Source organism: Arthrobacter stackebrandtii (assembly GCF_017876675.1).
In the GTDB taxonomy this organism is placed as follows: Bacteria; Actinomycetota; Actinomycetes; order Actinomycetales; family Micrococcaceae; genus Specibacter; species Specibacter stackebrandtii.
Genome location: NZ_JAGIOI010000001.1, coordinates 1,284,028 through 1,300,145, shown reverse-complemented (window position 1 = coordinate 1,300,145; position 16,118 = coordinate 1,284,028). Strand labels below are relative to the sequence as shown.

The 16,118-nt window shown below is 61.7% G+C and carries 16 protein-coding genes; 9 read left to right on the top strand and 7 right to left on the bottom strand.

Features of this window, described 5'->3' with window-relative positions:
* Positions 1–49 precede the first annotated feature (49 nt).
* The 4 genes from JOF48_RS05380 to JOF48_RS05365 all read left to right on the top strand — a co-directional run bounded on the left by JOF48_RS05380 (position 50) and on the right by JOF48_RS05365 (position 2,025).
* Complete coding sequence (locus JOF48_RS05380) at positions 50–604, top strand: PIN domain-containing protein (protein WP_209678123.1); 555 nt, start codon at positions 50–52, stop codon at positions 602–604.
* A 213-nt stretch (positions 605–817) separates the two neighbouring features.
* Positions 818–1,195, top strand: coding sequence for a hypothetical protein (locus JOF48_RS05375; RefSeq protein ID WP_209678121.1), 378 nt, complete (start codon positions 818–820; stop codon positions 1,193–1,195).
* A 15-nt stretch (positions 1,196–1,210) separates the two neighbouring features.
* Complete coding sequence (locus JOF48_RS05370) at positions 1,211–1,618, top strand: helix-turn-helix domain-containing protein (protein ID WP_209678119.1); 408 nt, start codon at positions 1,211–1,213, stop codon at positions 1,616–1,618.
* Positions 1,615–2,025 (top strand): hypothetical protein, encoded by a 411-nt coding sequence (locus tag JOF48_RS05365; RefSeq protein ID WP_209678117.1) that lies wholly within the window; start codon positions 1,615–1,617, stop codon positions 2,023–2,025. Before JOF48_RS05370 ends, JOF48_RS05365 begins: the two co-directional genes overlap by 4 nt.
* A gap of 64 nt (positions 2,026–2,089) precedes the next feature.
* On the opposite strand, the gene JOF48_RS05360 is transcribed toward JOF48_RS05365, so the two are convergent.
* The 3 genes from JOF48_RS05360 to JOF48_RS05350 are packed head-to-tail and all read right to left on the bottom strand — an operon-like array spanning position 2,090 to position 7,060.
* The gene (locus JOF48_RS05360; RefSeq protein WP_209678114.1) at positions 2,090–3,271 is read right to left on the bottom strand and encodes a restriction endonuclease subunit S; all 1,182 of its coding nucleotides are present in this window, start codon (positions 3,269–3,271) and stop codon (positions 2,090–2,092) included.
* The gene (locus tag JOF48_RS05355; RefSeq protein WP_209678111.1) at positions 3,268–5,004 is read right to left on the bottom strand and encodes a class I SAM-dependent DNA methyltransferase; all 1,737 of its coding nucleotides are present in this window, start codon (positions 5,002–5,004) and stop codon (positions 3,268–3,270) included. The genes JOF48_RS05360 and JOF48_RS05355 overlap by 4 nt, the downstream gene beginning before the upstream one ends.
* 13 nt (positions 5,005–5,017) lie before the next feature.
* A complete protein-coding gene (locus tag JOF48_RS05350) occupies positions 5,018–7,060 on the bottom strand; it encodes a helix-turn-helix transcriptional regulator (protein WP_209678108.1) in 2,043 nt (680 codons plus the stop codon).
* 336 nt (positions 7,061–7,396) lie between these two features.
* On the opposite strand from JOF48_RS05350, the gene JOF48_RS05345 reads away from it, so the two are divergent.
* The gene (locus JOF48_RS05345; RefSeq protein ID WP_209678106.1) at positions 7,397–8,224 is read left to right on the top strand and encodes an Rv1352/Rv1906c domain-containing protein; all 828 of its coding nucleotides are present in this window, start codon (positions 7,397–7,399) and stop codon (positions 8,222–8,224) included.
* A 53-nt stretch (positions 8,225–8,277) separates the two neighbouring features.
* On the top strand, positions 8,278–9,138 hold the full coding sequence (locus JOF48_RS05340; protein WP_245346411.1) for a TM2 domain-containing protein: 861 nt from the start codon (positions 8,278–8,280) through the stop codon (positions 9,136–9,138).
* 79 nt (positions 9,139–9,217) lie between these two features.
* Here the strand turns inward: JOF48_RS05340 and JOF48_RS05335 are convergent, their stop codons facing one another.
* The 3 genes from JOF48_RS05335 to JOF48_RS05325 all read right to left on the bottom strand — a co-directional run bounded on the left by JOF48_RS05335 (position 9,218) and on the right by JOF48_RS05325 (position 11,301).
* Positions 9,218–10,396, bottom strand: a complete 1,179-nt coding sequence (locus tag JOF48_RS05335) for an FAD-binding domain (RefSeq protein WP_209678103.1) — start codon at positions 10,394–10,396, stop codon at positions 9,218–9,220.
* A gap of 122 nt (positions 10,397–10,518) precedes the next feature.
* On the bottom strand, positions 10,519–10,902 hold the full coding sequence (locus JOF48_RS05330) for an RNA-binding S4 domain-containing protein (RefSeq protein ID WP_209678100.1): 384 nt from the start codon (positions 10,900–10,902) through the stop codon (positions 10,519–10,521).
* A 12-nt stretch (positions 10,903–10,914) separates the two neighbouring features.
* Positions 10,915–11,301, bottom strand: a complete 387-nt coding sequence (locus JOF48_RS05325; RefSeq protein ID WP_209678097.1) for a hypothetical protein — start codon at positions 11,299–11,301, stop codon at positions 10,915–10,917.
* 447 nt (positions 11,302–11,748) lie between these two features.
* On the opposite strand from JOF48_RS05325, the gene JOF48_RS05320 reads away from it, so the two are divergent.
* Entirely contained in the window at positions 11,749–12,957 is a 1,209-nt protein-coding gene (locus tag JOF48_RS05320) for an aspartate transaminase (RefSeq protein ID WP_209678094.1), read from the top strand.
* Positions 12,958–12,988: 31 nt separating this feature from the next.
* Entirely contained in the window at positions 12,989–13,666 is a 678-nt protein-coding gene (locus JOF48_RS05315; RefSeq protein WP_209678091.1) for a 4-carboxy-4-hydroxy-2-oxoadipate aldolase/oxaloacetate decarboxylase, read from the top strand.
* Positions 13,667–13,787: 121 nt separating this feature from the next.
* Here the strand turns inward: JOF48_RS05315 and nac are convergent, their stop codons facing one another.
* A complete protein-coding gene (gene nac, locus JOF48_RS05310) occupies positions 13,788–14,717 on the bottom strand; it encodes a nitrogen assimilation transcriptional regulator NAC (protein WP_209678088.1) in 930 nt (309 codons plus the stop codon).
* A gap of 305 nt (positions 14,718–15,022) precedes the next feature.
* Here nac and JOF48_RS05305 point away from each other — a divergent pair, with 305 nt between their 5' ends.
* Positions 15,023–16,102 carry an ABC transporter substrate-binding protein gene (locus tag JOF48_RS05305; RefSeq protein ID WP_209678085.1) on the top strand — a complete coding sequence of 360 codons (1,080 nt, stop codon included), beginning with the start codon at positions 15,023–15,025 and terminating at the stop codon, positions 16,100–16,102.
* Positions 16,103–16,118: the final 16 nt, after the last annotated feature.

Sequence of the window (16,118 nt, the reverse complement as noted above, 5' to 3'; positions counted from 1 at the left end):
GGACGCGGGCCCCGGCCTGAACTTCTTCTAATCCAATAGGGAGAGGACGTTGTTTGAGGCGCTCGGGCCGCTATGTGTTCCCGAGACGGTCCATTCGGAAATGACGCGCAAGGCTCGCACCGATGAACGTTTTTCACGCACGCAGAGCGTTCTTGGAAAGCTTCCGCGGGCGTTACTGGAAATCCTCAATGACGATGCTGCCGGGCCCTTGAGTGAGAGCTTTGAACGTATTGCGAAAATGCCCATGTCGGGCCGGATCAAGAACGGCAAAGATCTGGGCGAAATGATGGTGGTGGCCCATGCTGCCACTCAAGCTGAGCGAGGATACGACGTCACTGTTCTCATTGACGATCGTGGAGGGCAGCTCCTCGCCTCGCACGAGTCCCGCCGGTTGGGCCGGCTTAGGACTGCCGAACCGCAGACCGGGCAGCTGCAAATGATCACGAGCGTGACCGTGCTCGAGCGTTCTATCGCCGGCCGCCATCTCCCTGACCATGCGGCCCTTCGTAAACTGTGTGTGCAGATGATGTCTCTCGATGACGGACTCCTGCCCCTGGAGATGACTGGTCTTCTCGATTCACCCCGCTGGGCAGCGAATCGCTAGTCCATGCACGACGTCGGGCACTTGCGTGCCAGCGATATCTCACCTCTCGCTCGGGCCGCGAGACGATGTGGTTGGTTCAAGGGGCAGTTTTCTGATGTGGAAGGGATCGTGTCGTACCCTGCTGTTATGTTCGGCTCATGGAAGTTTTCGGTTCCCTTTATCGTGCATGCCTATGGATGCGTGGTCTGGTAGATTTAGAGCAGGTGTTCAGTTATGACTGAACACCTGAGGAGTTCGATCGAGCTCTTGGATGACTGTGGCACGATCCTTGGGCTGATTCGGCCATCGGGGAGGTGTGATTCAGTTGAGTTTATTCAAGGTCTACAAAAACGTTTCCAGGCCAGATACCAGAGGTACCTGGAGTATCTTCGGGACGGAACGCCGATCAAGTCGCCTGAGAATTATCGGCAGCTCCGGCGTGAATCTAGCGGACTGGTTGTCGCTGAGTTGAAGGCCGATAAATATCGGCTGTACCTGGTAAACGCCGGTATCTATTGGTATGCGACCCATGGACGGGATAAGCCGAAGGACAATAGAGTGCCGGCCGAGATAGAAAAAGCACTGGATATTTTCAGAGAATGCGGACATTAAGAGAAAGGCGAGATCATGGGGATCTTTGACACCGAAAATGCTGGATATGCCGTGGCGTACGCGGAAGAGGCAGCCATGGTCGACGCCAGTGAACTAATTGCCAATGCGCTTGAACGCTCTGCAATGACCAAAAGTGAACTTGCTCGGGCGCTGAACGTCAGCAAGAGCGAGGTCACTGCTCGACTTGCTGGTGAACGAAACATCACTGTTAGAAGCCTAGCCAAGACCCTTCATGTTTTGGGGGCAAAGCTTGAACTGCGGTCCACCTTTTCTGTCCAAAGTCAGCAGGCCGCGCGCGGACGAATAGTGCAGATGGAGCAATACCGAGCGCGTCAGGTTCAACGGGCACACCAAACTGCTCCTGCGCAGGCGAAAAAACTCACCGAAAAGCGTTTGATTAGCGCAATGGGGGTAGCGAAATGAGCCAGTCTCAACTATTTCTTAGTATCGATCACAGGGTGGTGGGCGTCGAAGTCCATGCTGGTGATGAATCGGCGCACGACCTGATGTGGGAAGTCTCCTACGGTGAACGAGACGCTGAGGAAAGTGCGCGATACGCACTCGGCTGGCTGCATGGTGCTGGCGAAGGAGTTCAGGTGACCGTCTCAGTGGGAGCTCTAGTCGTTGATACTGGAATTCCGTATGCAGACGAGGATTTTTCGCGACTCTTTGGGGCTTCAGATGCTTGTGAAGCCCTGTATGAGTATGCCCGCATGGCTGGCTCTGTGGCAATTTCTCTCACAAGGGAGACTTTGGAACTGCCCGCATACATGCCTCTGGTTCAAGTGGAACCGTTCCCGGACGATGACGATGAGCAGGTCCCCGACTAATTAGGGAACGAATTACTTTGGGGCCAATTGTGCAAGTGATACTTGCACAATTGCCACCCCTATTTCAGACCGCTGCTGAGACGAGCGGTTCGGCGTCCTTGACGCGCAGCTTGCCGGACATCAACTGGGGCAGCAGCGCGTCGCGGGTGGCAGACAATGTCTTGTTTTCCAACCGCATCAAAGCAGTATGCGCTCCCAGCGAAGTGATCTGGGCCAGAACAGATTCTGGTATCGCTGCCGGGTTCGGAATCCGTGTCGCCATCAGATCGCTTGGTTTTACTCGTTGGTGACTGCTAGATGTCCCCGCAACTTGAGTCTGCAAGGAAGCGCTGAATGAAGGTTGCGAGAGGATGGCAAAGAGCACGGCGGTAGAAATCGACTTCGGCTCCAGAACCAAGAACTCCGTTGAGGCCAAAGACATCATGCCCGGCAACGTTGCTACGTCCCAAATTCTTGGGAACCGCGGATTCAGCTTGGAAATTAGCACCGAAGGCTTATCTATCAAGAACTTGTTGCTCTTGATCGTCGAGGGTTCGCAAACTTCCGGGCTCTTGTCTAGATCAAAGGCAGGGAGGCTGAAGTGAGCAACCCTGCCGCGAGAGAGAGCGCTTGGGTTTCTGGATGTTTTCCGATGATCAACCACGTCAGACAAGGGAACCGTCGCAGAATAAGATGCTATCAATTCCGTCATTAGACTCGTTGTCGTTGTAGCGAGTTTAGTGTTGGCGGCGATCTTGTCGTCGAGGGCGCCAAGGACTTCTGCGATGGCGCGCTGCTCCGGCATCGGTGGGACGCCTATCTCTACGGCATAAAGCTGGTCAGAATTCAGACGACCAGTGCCGTGGCCGGCCTCGTCGACAATGCCTAAGATCTTCGGAGTTTGGGCCAGAATTGCGTAGGCCAAAAAAGTTGGGTCGAAGCTTTCCCCTGCTACTAGGGCTTTGCAGTCTTGTCCGAAAGTCATCGGCCGCATTGCCACGCCAATGCGAAATTCACTCTTCAATGACATTCCGCGGACGACCATCAAGATGGTCCTCGGCTGAACCATTCGGGTGCCGTTTTCGGCACCTTTAGCAGTGACCTTCCGGTCCGAAGTCGTGAGTCTGAAATTGGTCAAACTACCGGAACTGATCCACGGGATATCACCGTTCCAGTATTCGGAATTTCCAGTGCTCGGTGTCCCACCTGAGAGCCACTTACCAGCTTCGCCGATCGGCGTCGTATTCCACCCGTGGGGCAAACTCATGAAACCCGCCCCAGCTGCTCGCGGACAACGGCTGCCAGCCGGTCGGACTCGTCGAACTGCTCAAACAGCTCCGCAGAAAGCCGGTCGATCTTTTCCTCGATCGGCTCGCCGTCGTCCTCAACCTCTGCCGCACCAACGTAGCGACCGGGGGTGAGGGCGTAGTCGGCGGCCTTGATTTCCGCGAGGGTGGCGGACTTGCAGAAGCCGGGGATGTCGGCGTAGGTCTCGACAGGCTCGACCAGCGGAGGGGTCTCGACGGGCTCGACCAGCGAAGGGGTCTCGACAAGCGGAGGGGTCTCGACCAGCGAAGGGGTCTCGACAGGCTCGACCAGCGAAGGGGTCTCGACCGGCGGGGTGCCGCGCCAGGCGTGGAAGGTGTCCGCAATCAGCGCGATGTCCTCATCGCTCAGCGCACGCTCCGCACGATCCACCATGTGTCCCAGGTTGCGGGCGTCAATGAAGAGGACCTGCCCGGTCCGGTCCACGGACCCGCCAGCCCCGGTGGTCTTGTCCTTGGCGAAGAACCACGTGCACACGGGGATGCCGGTGGAGCGGAACAGCTGAGTGGGCAGTGCGACCATGCAGGAAACCAGGTCGGCTTCGACCAGCTGGGCACGGATCTCGCCCTCGCCGCCGGAGTTGGAGGACATGGAGCCGTTCGCCATGACCACACCGGCCGTGCCGCCCGGGGCCAGCTTGGAAATGATGTGCTGGATCCACGCATAGTTCGCGTTGCCGGCCGGCGGAACGCCGTACTTCCAGCGGGGGTCGCTCTCCGAACGGGCCCAGTCCTTTATGTTGAACGGGGGGTTGGCCATGACGAAATCGGCCTGCATGTCCGGGTGCTGATCGCGGGCAAAGGTGTCGCCCCAACGCGAAGCCAGGTTGCCGTTGAGCCCGTGGATGGCAAGGTTCATCTTCGCCATCCGCCAGGTGCGCTCGTTGAGTTCCTGCCCGTAGACCGAAATCTCCGAGCCTTCCTTGTTGTGCGCTTCGAGGAACTTCTCGGCCTGCACAAACATGCCGCCCGAACCGCACGCGGGGTCGTACACACGGCCATGGTCCGGACGCAGCACCTCCACCAGAACCCGCACCACGCCGGCCGGCGTGTAGAACTCGCCGCCGCGCTTGCCCTCCGCGCGGGCGAACTTCTCCAGGAAGTATTCGTAGACCTCGCCCAGCAGGTCGCGCGCCTTGGTGGCGCCCTGGCCGGTGAACTTGGCCGAGTTGAACAAATCCAGCAGCTCGCCCAGGCGCCGCTGGTCAATGTTGTCCTTGTTGAAGATCATCGGCAGCGTGGCCGCCAGCGACGGGTTCGCCCCCATCACGAACGCCATCGCGTCGTCGATCAGTTCGCCAATGCTCTTGGCATGCTCATCGAGTGTGGCCTGCGCGCCCTTGGCATTCTGCGCCAAATACTGCCACCGGGCACGGGCCGGCACCCAGAACACGCCGCGGCCGGTGTATTCGTCGGTGTCGTCAATGAGCTGGCCGATCTGGTCCTCGTCCAGCCCCTCGGCCAGCAGCTCGGTGCGGATCTGCTCACGCCGCTCGTCGAAGGCGTCCGAGACGTACTTCAGGAACACCAGCCCCAAAATGACATCCTTGTACTGTGAGGCGTCCATGGACCCGCGCAGCTTGTCCGCGGCCTTCCACAACGTGTCCTTCAGTTCCTTCATGGTGGACGGGGCGGCGTCCACTTTCCTCGCTGTACTTCTCTTTGGTGCGGGCATGATCCAGCTTTCTTTACGTTAAATCGATCGTAGCGTCCACAACGAGGGAACCGGCACTGACGCCGTCCCGCAGGAGCGCGGTGAGTTCGGTGAGCTGCGCCAGCCGGAGCCGGGCGGCAGCCTCTTCCTGGTCCAGGAGGTCCAGAACGGGGCGCAATTGCTGCGCCGTGGCATGCGGCACCAGGCGCAGCGCCCAGCCCCGCCAGTTCTTGGAGGCGGCCGCGTTGATGTCAGCGGCCAGCAACTCCGGCATGAGCCCGCCGGGATCGGCGCCGCTGATGCGCAGCACCCGGGCCGGATATTCGACGACGGACCCGCCTTCCACATCCACCATCGCCGCCGGAGTGGGAGCCGTGGCGAAGACGACGTCGCCCGGCTCGCTCAGGCGGGCATGCGGATGATTCGCTGCCAGCACCAGCCGGTCAACGCGCCGCTCCCCGGGGGCGCCCGTTCCGGAAGCCTCCGCGAGCCCAAGCTCCGGCAGCCCCAAAACCCGGGCTCCGCCGTCGTCCGTGGCAGGAAGGGCGGCCAGCAGGCGCGCACCCTTGACGTAGCGCAGGTGCCCCCGGGACAACTGTTCCTCCACGGAGGCAGTGGCCGGGGCGCCGTGCCCCAAAGACACCGCCAACGGCAGGCCCGAGGGGGTGGCTGACGGGGCGTTGAGCCGGGCCAGCAGTGCATCCGCCCGCACCGCCTGCTCGGCGGCATCCCTGCCAGGACCGCGCCCCGAGGCAGGCTTGACCAGCGCGCCCCGGCTGGCCAGCAGCCGGGACGTGGGGACAACACGGGCAAAGCGCATGGCGTGGGCGCGGATGGTGGCGGCCGACTCCATCGAGACGGCAAGATCGCCCACCAGATCCTGGACGGCGTCGGCGGTCAGGGCAGTGCCGGACAGGTCCGCCACCATGGTCCAGCGCTCGGCAATCGGCACCGAGGCGTGGGCCGGACCCAGCACCCACAGGGCCAGTGCCTGCCGCGTCTTCGCCGGAACCAGCCCGGACGGGAGGCGGACAATGGCGCGCACCCGGCCCGAACGCAACAGGTCCGACCGCACCGCCACCGCGGCCGGGTCCTCCACGGCATCCGTCAACGCTGCCGCCGGGGCCACCACCACGCCGCGTTGCGAATCGTCCATCTGCAGCACGGTGTTTTCAATGGCGGCGAGCATCTGCGCCGGCCGCATCCCCGGCGCACCGGGTGGCGGGTACGAGGCCACGTGCACGGCGGGCTCGGACACGCCGAATGCGCCCGACTCCGTGACCTGGAGATGTTCGCGGCGGGCGCCATGGACCAGCAGCCGGCGCAGGGCCGTCCGCGACGCCTGGCCACCGTCATTGGAGGTGAGCAGCCGCGGATCGGCGTCCTCGGGAAGCGTGTGCACCACGGCCACGAGCAGGTCGCTGCCGCCGCTGCTGGCGTCGACAAAGACCGGCGCCTCCGTTCCGCCGTTTCGGGAAAGTTCGACGGCGGCGCGTGCGGCGAGCTCGATGGCCGCCCCGGCCAGTGCCGTGTCCGCGTGGTCCCGCAGGCCGGCGCGGAAGCGATCCCGCATGAGGGTTTCGAAGGCTGCTTCGGGGGAGTAGGCGGCTTCCACCAGCTGGTCGGCGCGGAGGGCGAAGTCCACGACGGCCGCGCCCAGGTTCTCGATTTCGGAGTACAGGAACTCGTCGTCGGGATCGTTTTCGTCGGCAGCGTCGAGCAGGTCATCGGTGCCCAGCTCCCCAAGCGGGCCGCCGTTCAGGCGGCGCAGCGTAATGAGCGCGGTCGTGGCGGCAAAGGCTGCTGCCGGATCCGTGCGTGAGGAGTCGTGGCGGGCGAAGGCGGCCATGTCCTGCACCGCCTGGGGATTGTTGCCGTGCCCGGTGGCCGCGAGCCAGTCCTGGACCTGGCCGGCGTCGAACAATTGCTGGCCGCCCTTGAGCTGGACAGCTTCCGGGAACGGTGTCTCCGTGTCTTCGCTGCGGCGCCGCCACATGGACACCACCGGGCGTTTCACCCGGGTCAGGGCGGCAATTTCGGCCAGGGAGATGCGCAGGGTGTTCGACTGCCCGCTCATGTGCCCTCCCGTTCTTTTGACCTGTGAACAGTTTAGGGCGTTGTCCACAATCTGTGCACAACATGTTGATAAGTCCTCTTATCAGTTGGTTTCTGAATGTTGGAATTTTTAGGCCATAGCGTGTTCCTGTCAGCATCCGGAAAGCATCAATCGTTTGGGGGAAGCACATCATGGGCAGCAAAAACGCTGGCACGGGAAAGACCGGACAGAAGCTGATTTTCAGCAGCGCCGGCTACCCGCTGGGACTGGCTCACGGGCAGCTCTTTGGCACCCCGCCAATCCCGGCGGCCCTTCCCATCGGCGCCCCAGCTGGCGCCGGTGCCCCTGATGTGCCTGATGACGAAGGAACTGGAGAAGGAAAAGAGGAAGGTCGCCATGACAGATGAGGAACGGAAGTCCGGCAGCGAGACGCCGGCAAGCACGGCCGCGCCACCTGGAAAGGTTGTGCCGCCGGCCACCGGAAAGCCTGTGCCGCCCAAAGGAAGCGCGGCGCCGAAGGAGAGTCCCGGACCCAAGGGGAGCGCGGCCAAGAAAAGTGGGGCGGCCCCAAAGAGTGCGCCGGCCAAAAAGCCGGCTGCGGGTTCGAAGCGCCGCTGGAAGTCCAAGGTGCTGGCGGGAGGGCTGGCCGCCGTCGCACTTTTTGGCGGGGGAACATTTCTGGGCACCACTTTGCCGGACCCGGCCACGAGCGACGCCTACGTTCAACTGGCGTCGGAGAAGTCATCCGTGGAACAGGACCTTGAGAATTCCAGGGTTTCATTTCGAAAGCTGGATGAAAAGTATGCCGACCTGCAGGGAACCCTGAAAGCCCGGGACGACGATGCAACGGCGCGTGAATCAGCCGTGGCGGGAGCCGAAAAGAAGGTCGCCGAGGCGGAGGCTGCCGTGAAGAAGCGCGAGGAGGCCGTAGCCGGTGCCGAGGCCGTCAAGGCCAAGAACACCTTCGGCGACGGCACCCGGACAGTGGGCCGCGACATCGAACCCGGCAGCTACATTCCCACGGCCGACGTCGGCTCATCCTGCTACTGGGCCATTCTGACCACGGGGACAAATGGTTCGGACATCGTTGACAACGACCTTCCGGGCGGAGGCCGGCCATCCGTGACACTCAGCGAAGGGCAGGACTTCAAGTCCAGCCGCTGCGGGAGTTGGACCAAGCAGTAGACACACTCACGCCGTGCCGGAAACGGTGCGGGCACCTAGAGAAAGACATGAAAATGACGCACAACATTTACAAGGACGCGCAGCCGATGCCGCCGTCGAACCTGCCCATGACGGAATCCGCCGGCAGCAAATCCTTCGTCACCACGTGGCTGTTGTCCCTGTTTCTCGGGGTCTTTGGCGTGGACCGCTTCTACCTGGGCAAGATGGGGACCGGCATTCTCAAGCTCGTCACACTTGGCGGTGCGGGCGTGTGGATGCTGGTGGATCTGGTGATCACGCTGGCCGGCAAACAGACGGACAAGCAGGGGAGGCCGCTTGCGGGATATGCCAAGCACAAGGTGGTGGCCTGGATTGTCACCGCTGTGCTGCTGGTCATCGGTTCGGTGTCAGGTGGTGCGGGGGCGGGCGGATCCTCGGATTCAGTGGCAGACAAGCCGGCCGCAGTTGCTCCCGTTGCGGCTCCGGCCGATCCGGTGGACAAAGCCGAGGCACCGGCGGAGAAGGCCGAGGCACCGACCGCGGCAGAGCCCGCCGTGGGTGTTCCCTTCATGGTGGATTTGAAGAACGGCAACGTCGCAAAAATCACCATCCTCTCCACCGTCCGCACGGATGTTGTCAGCACGAATGTCTTGGCCACCGACGCCAAGAACGGCGGGTACCTGCTGCTCGATGTGCTCTGGGAGACCGAGTCAGGAACAACCTCCTCCAACCCGCTGTACTTCACTGCCAAGGACGCGGACGGGCGCGAGGGCGACTTCGCGTTCTTCGCCGATGACCTGCTGCCCTCGGGCGACGTGGTGGCCGGCGACAAGTCCCGCGGTTTCGTGGCCTTCGACATCGCACCCGGCCCGGTGACCGTTGGCGTAACGGATCAGCTGCTGCAGCAGGTGGCCCGGGTGCAGATCCCTGGGTAGACCGCACCGTGAGGACCGTCAACAATGGCACCGCATCGCCTTCCGTCACCGCATCGCGGTCACCGGGAGTGAAGCGGTGTCATTGTTCGTGCGCGGCAAAGTGCGGCAGTTCGACGGCGTCGTGAAAGCTTTTGCCCATCGCCAAGTCGGCAACCTTGGGCAGCGCCATCAGTTTCATGACCACGTTTCGGGTGGCCAGTTGCAACCGGTTCTTGGGTGCGAAGGCGAGGCCCAGGCCAACCGCCGCATCCTGCTTGGAGAGCAGGAACGCAGCCAAGCGATCGTGGTAACGGCTGAAGGCGAGCCGGTGGTCCTGTGTTGCGGCGAGTTCGGCCGCCAGGGTGTAGGCCTCCACCACCGCCAGCGCCGAACCCTGACCGGCCAGAAACGACGGACAGGCTGCCGCGTCCCCCACCAACGCCACCCGGCCGGATGACCACTGCGGCATGCGGATCTGGCTCACCGCGTCGAAGTAGAAGTCTTTTGCTTTCGACATCAGCTCCAGCATGGCAGGCAGCTCCCACCCCTGGTCCGCCAGCTTCGCGCGCACCAGCCGTTCCTGCTCCACGCGGGTGGCGGGCAGTTCGCCGTCGTGCCGCAGGCTGAACAGGATCATGGTGGAGTCATCGCGGAGGGAAAGCCGGGTCGCCTGGAAACCAACCCCGGCATACATGATCGCGGCGAGCTCGTTGCGTCTCCAGTAGGAGGTGGTCTCGAAGCAGGCCACCACCATGCCCAGATACTTTTCAAAGTCCGCGTCCGGACCAAAAGCCAGCTGCCGCACACGGGAATGCAGTCCGTCGGCGCCAACGACCAAATCGAAATCTTGCGTTGTGCCGCTGCGAAAGGTCACGCGGACACGTTGGTCGTCGTCGTCAAGATGCATCACCGTGTCATCAAAAATCAATTCCGTGTTGCCGTCCAGGGCGTCGCAAATGACGGACGCCAGATCTGAACGGGCCACGCTGACGTATCTCCCGGCCGCCTCCAGGATTTTCTCGGTCTTCAAGGTGGCCAGCCGGTGCCCGTTGCGGTTGACCGTCCGGGCCTCGGTCATGACGTACCCGCGTCGCATCAGCTGCGGAACGATGCCCATCTTTTTCGCCACATCAAAACCGGCGCCCCAAAAATCAACGATATACCCGCCGCCTCGCAACTCAGAGGCGTGCTCCACGATCGTGGTTTGGTGTCCGGCTCGGTTGAGCCAATATGCCACGGCTGGTCCGGCAATGCCGGCCCCGACTATCAAGATTTTCACGTCGACACCTCGATGCTGCACTTTTTTCCAGCATAGACCCGCGACGCGCCACGCGGCGCCCGGCCGCGCGAGGGAAATGCCGCGGTCGTGCTTGGAAAAAGCACGCGACCAAGGAAACCGACTCAGTGCTCCCCGCGGAGCCTGTCCATCTTGCGGCGGTCCTTTTTGGTGGGACGGCCGGCGCCGCGGTCGCGCTGGGGCAGGCCGAGCGCGGGCAAGACGGGGCGTGGGGGAGTGTGGTCGGTGAAGCAGTGCGACGCGGCCTCGGGGCCCACCCGCTTGTTGATCAGGGCCCGGACTTCCAGGACTCGCTCGTACCCGGGCTGGCGGACGCGGATGGTATCCCCTGGGACCACGGTGTGGGCGGCCTTGGCGTTGACGTCGTTCAGTTTCACGTGGCCGGCGCGGCAGGCTGCCGTTGCCATGGACCGGGTCTTGTAGGCGCGGATGGACCAGAGCCAAGCGTCAATGCGCACCGACGCCGGTGAACTTTTGGGAATGCTCATAATGTCTTGAGTCTACTGCGGCCCGCCGGATCGCCGGGAGGTTGCGCCGTGTGTACCTACGCCCCATGCCAACCGTCGAATCTGGTCATGCCGAAGACCTGTCAGGCGTGCCAGCTCGAAGTCGTCCATGATGCCCTGCCTCCGGGTAGCCGCAAGCAGCTCCAACTGGTCGGCCTCGGTCGCCGCCTTGGAGAGCTTCATCGAGGAAAGCTCGTCGCCCAGGTTGTGAACAGCCGCCAAGTGGTGTCGGGCCGGCGTCCCTGTTGGGTGGAGCTCCTCGAACGCCAGCCCCGCATGCATCACTTCCTTGCGTGAGAGCTGGGCGGCCTCCGCCAGCGCCCCGGCTTTCACGCCGTCTTCCAACGCCAGTGCCAGCTGCCGGTTCAGCGTTGACGTCACTCCGCGGAGTCTGGCGGACTTGAAAGCAAGAAGCTGGCGTTGCTGCTGGAACCTGCTCCTGAGTTGGTCAAGCTGTGCGGCATTTTGGTCCAAACCGGAATTGCCGCGGTATCGATATCCGGCAGCGGAGGATCCCGGCGCCGCCGGCGCGGATGTTGAGAATGCTGGTCGGTGGCGGACATCCTGGCTGCGGGACAATGCGATTGCTCGATTCAGTTGCAGGGGTTGGGTTGTTGCCTCACTAGGAGGCTACTCAGAAAATGGTCTGGCGGGGACATACCTAAAATGCGTGCCGCCATAAGAAAGCGGCGGAAGCAGGTTCCGTGACGCAGGCCATAAGATCCGCTTATAGTTCCACGCGGTTTAGGTCTTGGTCACAGGCCACCCGGGGTACCTAGGCTCAAAGGAAGTGAAACCCCCCATCCGGTCCTAGTGCTTGGAATTCCAATGACTGAATTTGTGCCCGCATCTCGGGTGACCCGCATCAAATCTTCGCCCAGCGTTGCAGCCGCAGGACGTGTCCGCGAGCTCAAGGCAGAGGGCCGGAGGATTCTTGACCTGACAGTCGGCGAGCCCGACTTCGACACCCCGGCGAACATCAAGGAAGCCGCCATCGCGGCTGTCCGTAACGGTGAGACCAGGTACACCGCGGTTGCAGGGACGCCTGCATTGCAGGCTGCGATCATCCACTCCATGGAATCCCGGACCGGCGTCCGCTACACGCCAGATCGGATCACCATTGGCGGCGGCGCCAAGCAGGTCATCTTCACGGCCTTCATGGCCTCACTGGGCGAAGGCGACGAAGTGGTCATCCCCGCCCCCTACTGGGTGTCCTACCCCGACATGGTCCTGGCCAACGAAGGAACGCCCGTCATTGTGGAGTGCGGTGAAGACGCCGGCTTCAAGCTGACACCCGAGTCGCTGGCCGCTGCACTGACGGACCGGAGCAAATGGCTGATCCTGAACACTCCCTCCAACCCCACCGGTGCCGTTTATACTGCAGAGGAACTGCGCGGACTGGCCCGGGTCCTGGCTGATTTCCCCCAGGTTCATGTCCTGACGGACGAAATCTACGATGAAATCTACTTTGGCACCGAACGCCCGGCCTGCCTGCTCAGGGTGGCACCGGAACTGGACGGGCGCGTCCTCATGGTCAACGGAGTGTCCAAGTCGTACGCCATGACCGGCTGGCGACTGGGTTATGCGGTTGGGCCAAAGCCCGTGATTGCCGCCATCAACAAGCTGCAGTCACAGATTTCCTCATGCCCTTCATCCGTCAGCCAGGCTGCCGCCGCCGAAGCCCTGATCGGGGACCAGACATTCGTGCTGGAAAGCCGGGACGTGTACCGCTCCCGCCGCGACATTGCCGTGGCCGGTCTCAACGCCATCGACGGCCTGGCCTGCAGGACGCCCGACGGCGCCTTTTACGCCTACGTCAACTGTGCCGGCGTCGTTGGCAAGACAACCCCCGACGGTGCCGTCATCAGCAACGATGAGGATTTCACCATGTACCTGCTCGACAGCGCCTCAGTGGCGGTCATTCAGGGATCCGCCTACGGGGTCGGCCCGTACTTCCGGATTTCCTACGCCACCAGCGTGGAAGTCATCAATGAGGCGCTTGCCGCCATTGAAAAATCCGTCATGGCACTTAGCTAGTTTCCACACCAAACACCCAAGGAGCACTGCCATGATTCATGTCAAAACCAAGTTTGAGCGCCCCACCGCCGAAGCCGTTGCCAGGCTGGCCAAGTTTTCATCCGCCACCATTCACGAGGCGCAGGGCCGCAAGGGCGCACTCAATTCCAAGATCAAGCCGATCGACCGGAACATGTCCTTCTGCGGTCCGGCCGTGACCGTGCGCTGCGCGCCCAAGGACAACCTCATGCTGCAGGTGGCCATCCACTATGCCGAAGCCGGGGACGTCGTCCTGGTGTCAGCCGGCGAATACGGTGAAGCCGGAACGTTCGGTGACGTGCTGGGAACCGCCATGAAGGCCAAGGGATTGGCCGCGATGGTGACTGATTCCGGCGTCCGGGACACCCAGGACCTCATCGAACTGGGGTTGCCCGTCTTCTCGGCCAACGTCTGCATCAAGGGAACCGTCAAGGAGACGATCGGCCCCATCAACCACCCGGTGGTCTTCGGCGACGAGATCATCTACCCCGGCGACATCCTCAAGGGCGACGCCGACGGCGTCGTCGTCATTCGCCGTGAAGAAATCGAAGATGTCATCCGCCTGTCCCAGCAGCGCGACGACGAAGAGCGCGAACTCATGGGCAGGTACCTGGCAGGCGGCACAACCATTGAGCTGTGCAACCTCACGGAGGTGCTCAAGGCCAAGGGTCTCCTGGTTGAGGACGCGTAGCCAAGAGGCCTGGATAAATTGTCCACGCAGCAGCCTGCCCCTCAAAATGAATTCTATTTTGAGGGGCAGACCGGTCCGATGAAAACGTTCGAAATTGGAATTAGAAATGCAAATGGACTAATTACGCGTTTTGCACTCCATTTTCGGTGAGCATTTCATGGAACATCTCATTGAGAATTCTCAGAACGGCGGATGCTGCCTCTGACAACGGCTCGTGGTCCGGGGTGCACAATGCAATCTTGCATGACAATGTGGGATCGGTGATACGCAGGAAGACGAAATCCTCGTCGTCAAAAAGGGACTCGGCGGCTGAACGGGGAAGGATGGTGGCTCCCAGATCGGCGCGAAGCAGTTGCCTTAGGGTGGGGGAGGACTCGACTTCGCCCACCAGCTGAAGTTCCAGACCCTTGTCCTTGAAACCTTCCTCGACGATTTGCCGCAGGGTGTGGTTCTGTTCCGGAAGGATCATGCCAAAGCTGGCGGCTTCCTGCAACGTTGTCATGCCGCTTTCCGCAACGGCCGCTGACACGCGCTTGGCGTTTGCCACCAGATAAAGTTCTTCGATGCTCAAAGTGGTGAATTGGACACCCCGAATGGGCCCGGGCTCATAAATGAGGGCCATGTCCAGGCGGCCGTTGCGGATGGCGTCACTGAGCACGCCACCATATATCTCCGTCAAATGAAGCACAATGTCGGGATATCTCCGGCTGACCTCACTCATGATCCGCGGTGTCAGGGTCGACGCCATGCTGTAGGGTGCGATCGCGATGGAGACGCGCCCGGATGGTGCGGCACCCGAGGCGGAAACGTCCGAGCGGGCCTGTTCCACGAGGCGCAAGATGGTTTGGGCGTGCCGGTACAGGGTGTATCCGGCGGCGGTGGGGGAGACGCCTTGCTTGCTCCTGATCAGGAGCCGCTGCTTGAGGTCCTTCTCCAATGCAGAGACTTGCTGGCTGAGTGCCGGCTGGGCCACATGCAGGGCCGCCGCGGCCTTGGTGATGCTGCCGGAGTCAACGATCTTCACAAAATAGGCAAGCCTGCGCGTGTCCATGGTGCTCTTCTTTCCTGATGGCTCCTGGGTGTCGGGTCAGGGGTCATATCTGAAATGTATGGAGGGACACACAATAGGTCTTTGTGTGATCCACGTCTCGCATAATAGGTTGATCTGAGACGGAAATTCCGACGCCGCGCCAATTCTATCCTGCGGCGATCGGGATGAAAACTTCTTCAATCCGGGATTGTCGCCGTAGTTGCACATGGAAGTGTCGCTGGCCGATCGGCAGAAAATGCTGAAACCTGCTTTTTTGAATAGTCCACTGCAAGGCTGGTGCCTTGCCAAGTAGAAGGAATCTGCAAATGAAGAAATCAATTATGGGCAAGATTGCTGCAGTGACGACGGTCTCCGCAATGGCGCTGGCACTGGCCTCATGCGGCGGGTCCGGCAGTGCCGCCGGCGGCGACAGCCCGACGTCGGGCGAAGTGAGCCTCATCGCGTACTCGGGTGTCTGGCAGGACCAGTACAACGCTGCCGTCATCGAGCCCTTCAAGGCCAAATACCCCGACATCAAGATCACATACTCATCCAAGCGCTCGTCCGCCGAGATGCTCAGTGCGCTGCAAGGCCAAAAGGGCAAGCCGGCCACGGACGTTGCGATCATGGACAATTCCGTCTCAACCTCAGGCAACAAGCAGGGATTGTTTGAGAAAATCGACGCAGCGGGAGTTCCCAACCTGGCCAACGTCGCTGATGAGTTCCAGAACAAGGACGGATTCGGCCCGGTCGTAATGCTCGATGCCATTGGCCTGGTCTACGACACCGCCACATTCCCAACAGCCCCTGAGAGCTGGAATGTGCTGTGGGATCCGGCCTACGCAGGCAAGATCAACGTGAATGCGCCGCCATCACTGCTGGGCCTTTCGCTGACCGCCATCACCTCCAAAATGGAGGGTGAGGACTACACGAAGAGCATCGACAAGGCGGTGGCCCGCCTGAAGGAATTGGCGCCGGCCGTCCAGACGTTCGCCCCGAACCCCGACGAATACCAAAGCATCATCACCGGTCAGACGGTGCTCGGCCTGGGGCAGAACGCGCGAGGCCAGTTCTACAGCGACCAGAGCAACAAGAAGATGGGCGTGACATTCCCCAAGGAAGGCACCGTCTACCAGATCAACACCATCAACCTGGTCAAGGACGCCCCGCACTCCGCAGCAGCCAAGACGTTCATCGACTACGCGCTGTCAGCCGAAGCGCAGGCAGCGTTTGCCGAAAAGCTCTTCTATGCTCCGTCCGTCACCAACGCGGAGCTGCCGGAGGACGTCAAGAATCGTGTTGTACCCACTGACGGTTCCTTGAACATCGTCCCGCTTGACGTGGACTTCCTGTCATCCGCAAGAGATAAGTGGACTGACACCTGGAAGCGCCAGATCATCAAGTAACTGCACCCAGGTGCCC

Bases quoted from the DNA above. Each gene is read 5' to 3' on its own strand.
- JOF48_RS05375 (WP_209678121.1), top strand. From the start codon at position 818: ATGACTGAACACCTGAGGAGTTCGATCGAGCTCTTGGATGACTGTGGC.
- JOF48_RS05370 (WP_209678119.1), top strand. From the start codon at position 1,211: ATGGGGATCTTTGACACCGAAAATGCTGGATATGCCGTGGCGTACGCG.
- JOF48_RS05365 (WP_209678117.1), top strand. From the start codon at position 1,615: ATGAGCCAGTCTCAACTATTTCTTAGTATCGATCACAGGGTGGTGGGC.
- JOF48_RS05360 (WP_209678114.1), bottom strand. From the start codon at position 3,271: ATGAGTTTGCCCCACGGGTGGAATACGACGCCGATCGGCGAAGCTGGT.
- JOF48_RS05355 (WP_209678111.1), bottom strand. From the start codon at position 5,004: ATGCCCGCACCAAAGAGAAGTACAGCGAGGAAAGTGGACGCCGCCCCG.
- JOF48_RS05350 (WP_209678108.1), bottom strand. From the start codon at position 7,060: ATGAGCGGGCAGTCGAACACCCTGCGCATCTCCCTGGCCGAAATTGCC.
- JOF48_RS05345 (WP_209678106.1), top strand. From the start codon at position 7,397: ATGACGAAGGAACTGGAGAAGGAAAAGAGGAAGGTCGCCATGACAGAT.
- JOF48_RS05340 (WP_245346411.1), top strand. From the start codon at position 8,278: ATGACGCACAACATTTACAAGGACGCGCAGCCGATGCCGCCGTCGAAC.
- JOF48_RS05330 (WP_209678100.1), bottom strand. From the start codon at position 10,902: ATGAGCATTCCCAAAAGTTCACCGGCGTCGGTGCGCATTGACGCTTGG.
- JOF48_RS05320 (WP_209678094.1), top strand. From the start codon at position 11,749: ATGACTGAATTTGTGCCCGCATCTCGGGTGACCCGCATCAAATCTTCG.
- JOF48_RS05315 (WP_209678091.1), top strand. From the start codon at position 12,989: ATGATTCATGTCAAAACCAAGTTTGAGCGCCCCACCGCCGAAGCCGTT.
- nac (WP_209678088.1), bottom strand. From the start codon at position 14,717: ATGGACACGCGCAGGCTTGCCTATTTTGTGAAGATCGTTGACTCCGGC.
- JOF48_RS05305 (WP_209678085.1), top strand. From the start codon at position 15,023: ATGAAGAAATCAATTATGGGCAAGATTGCTGCAGTGACGACGGTCTCC.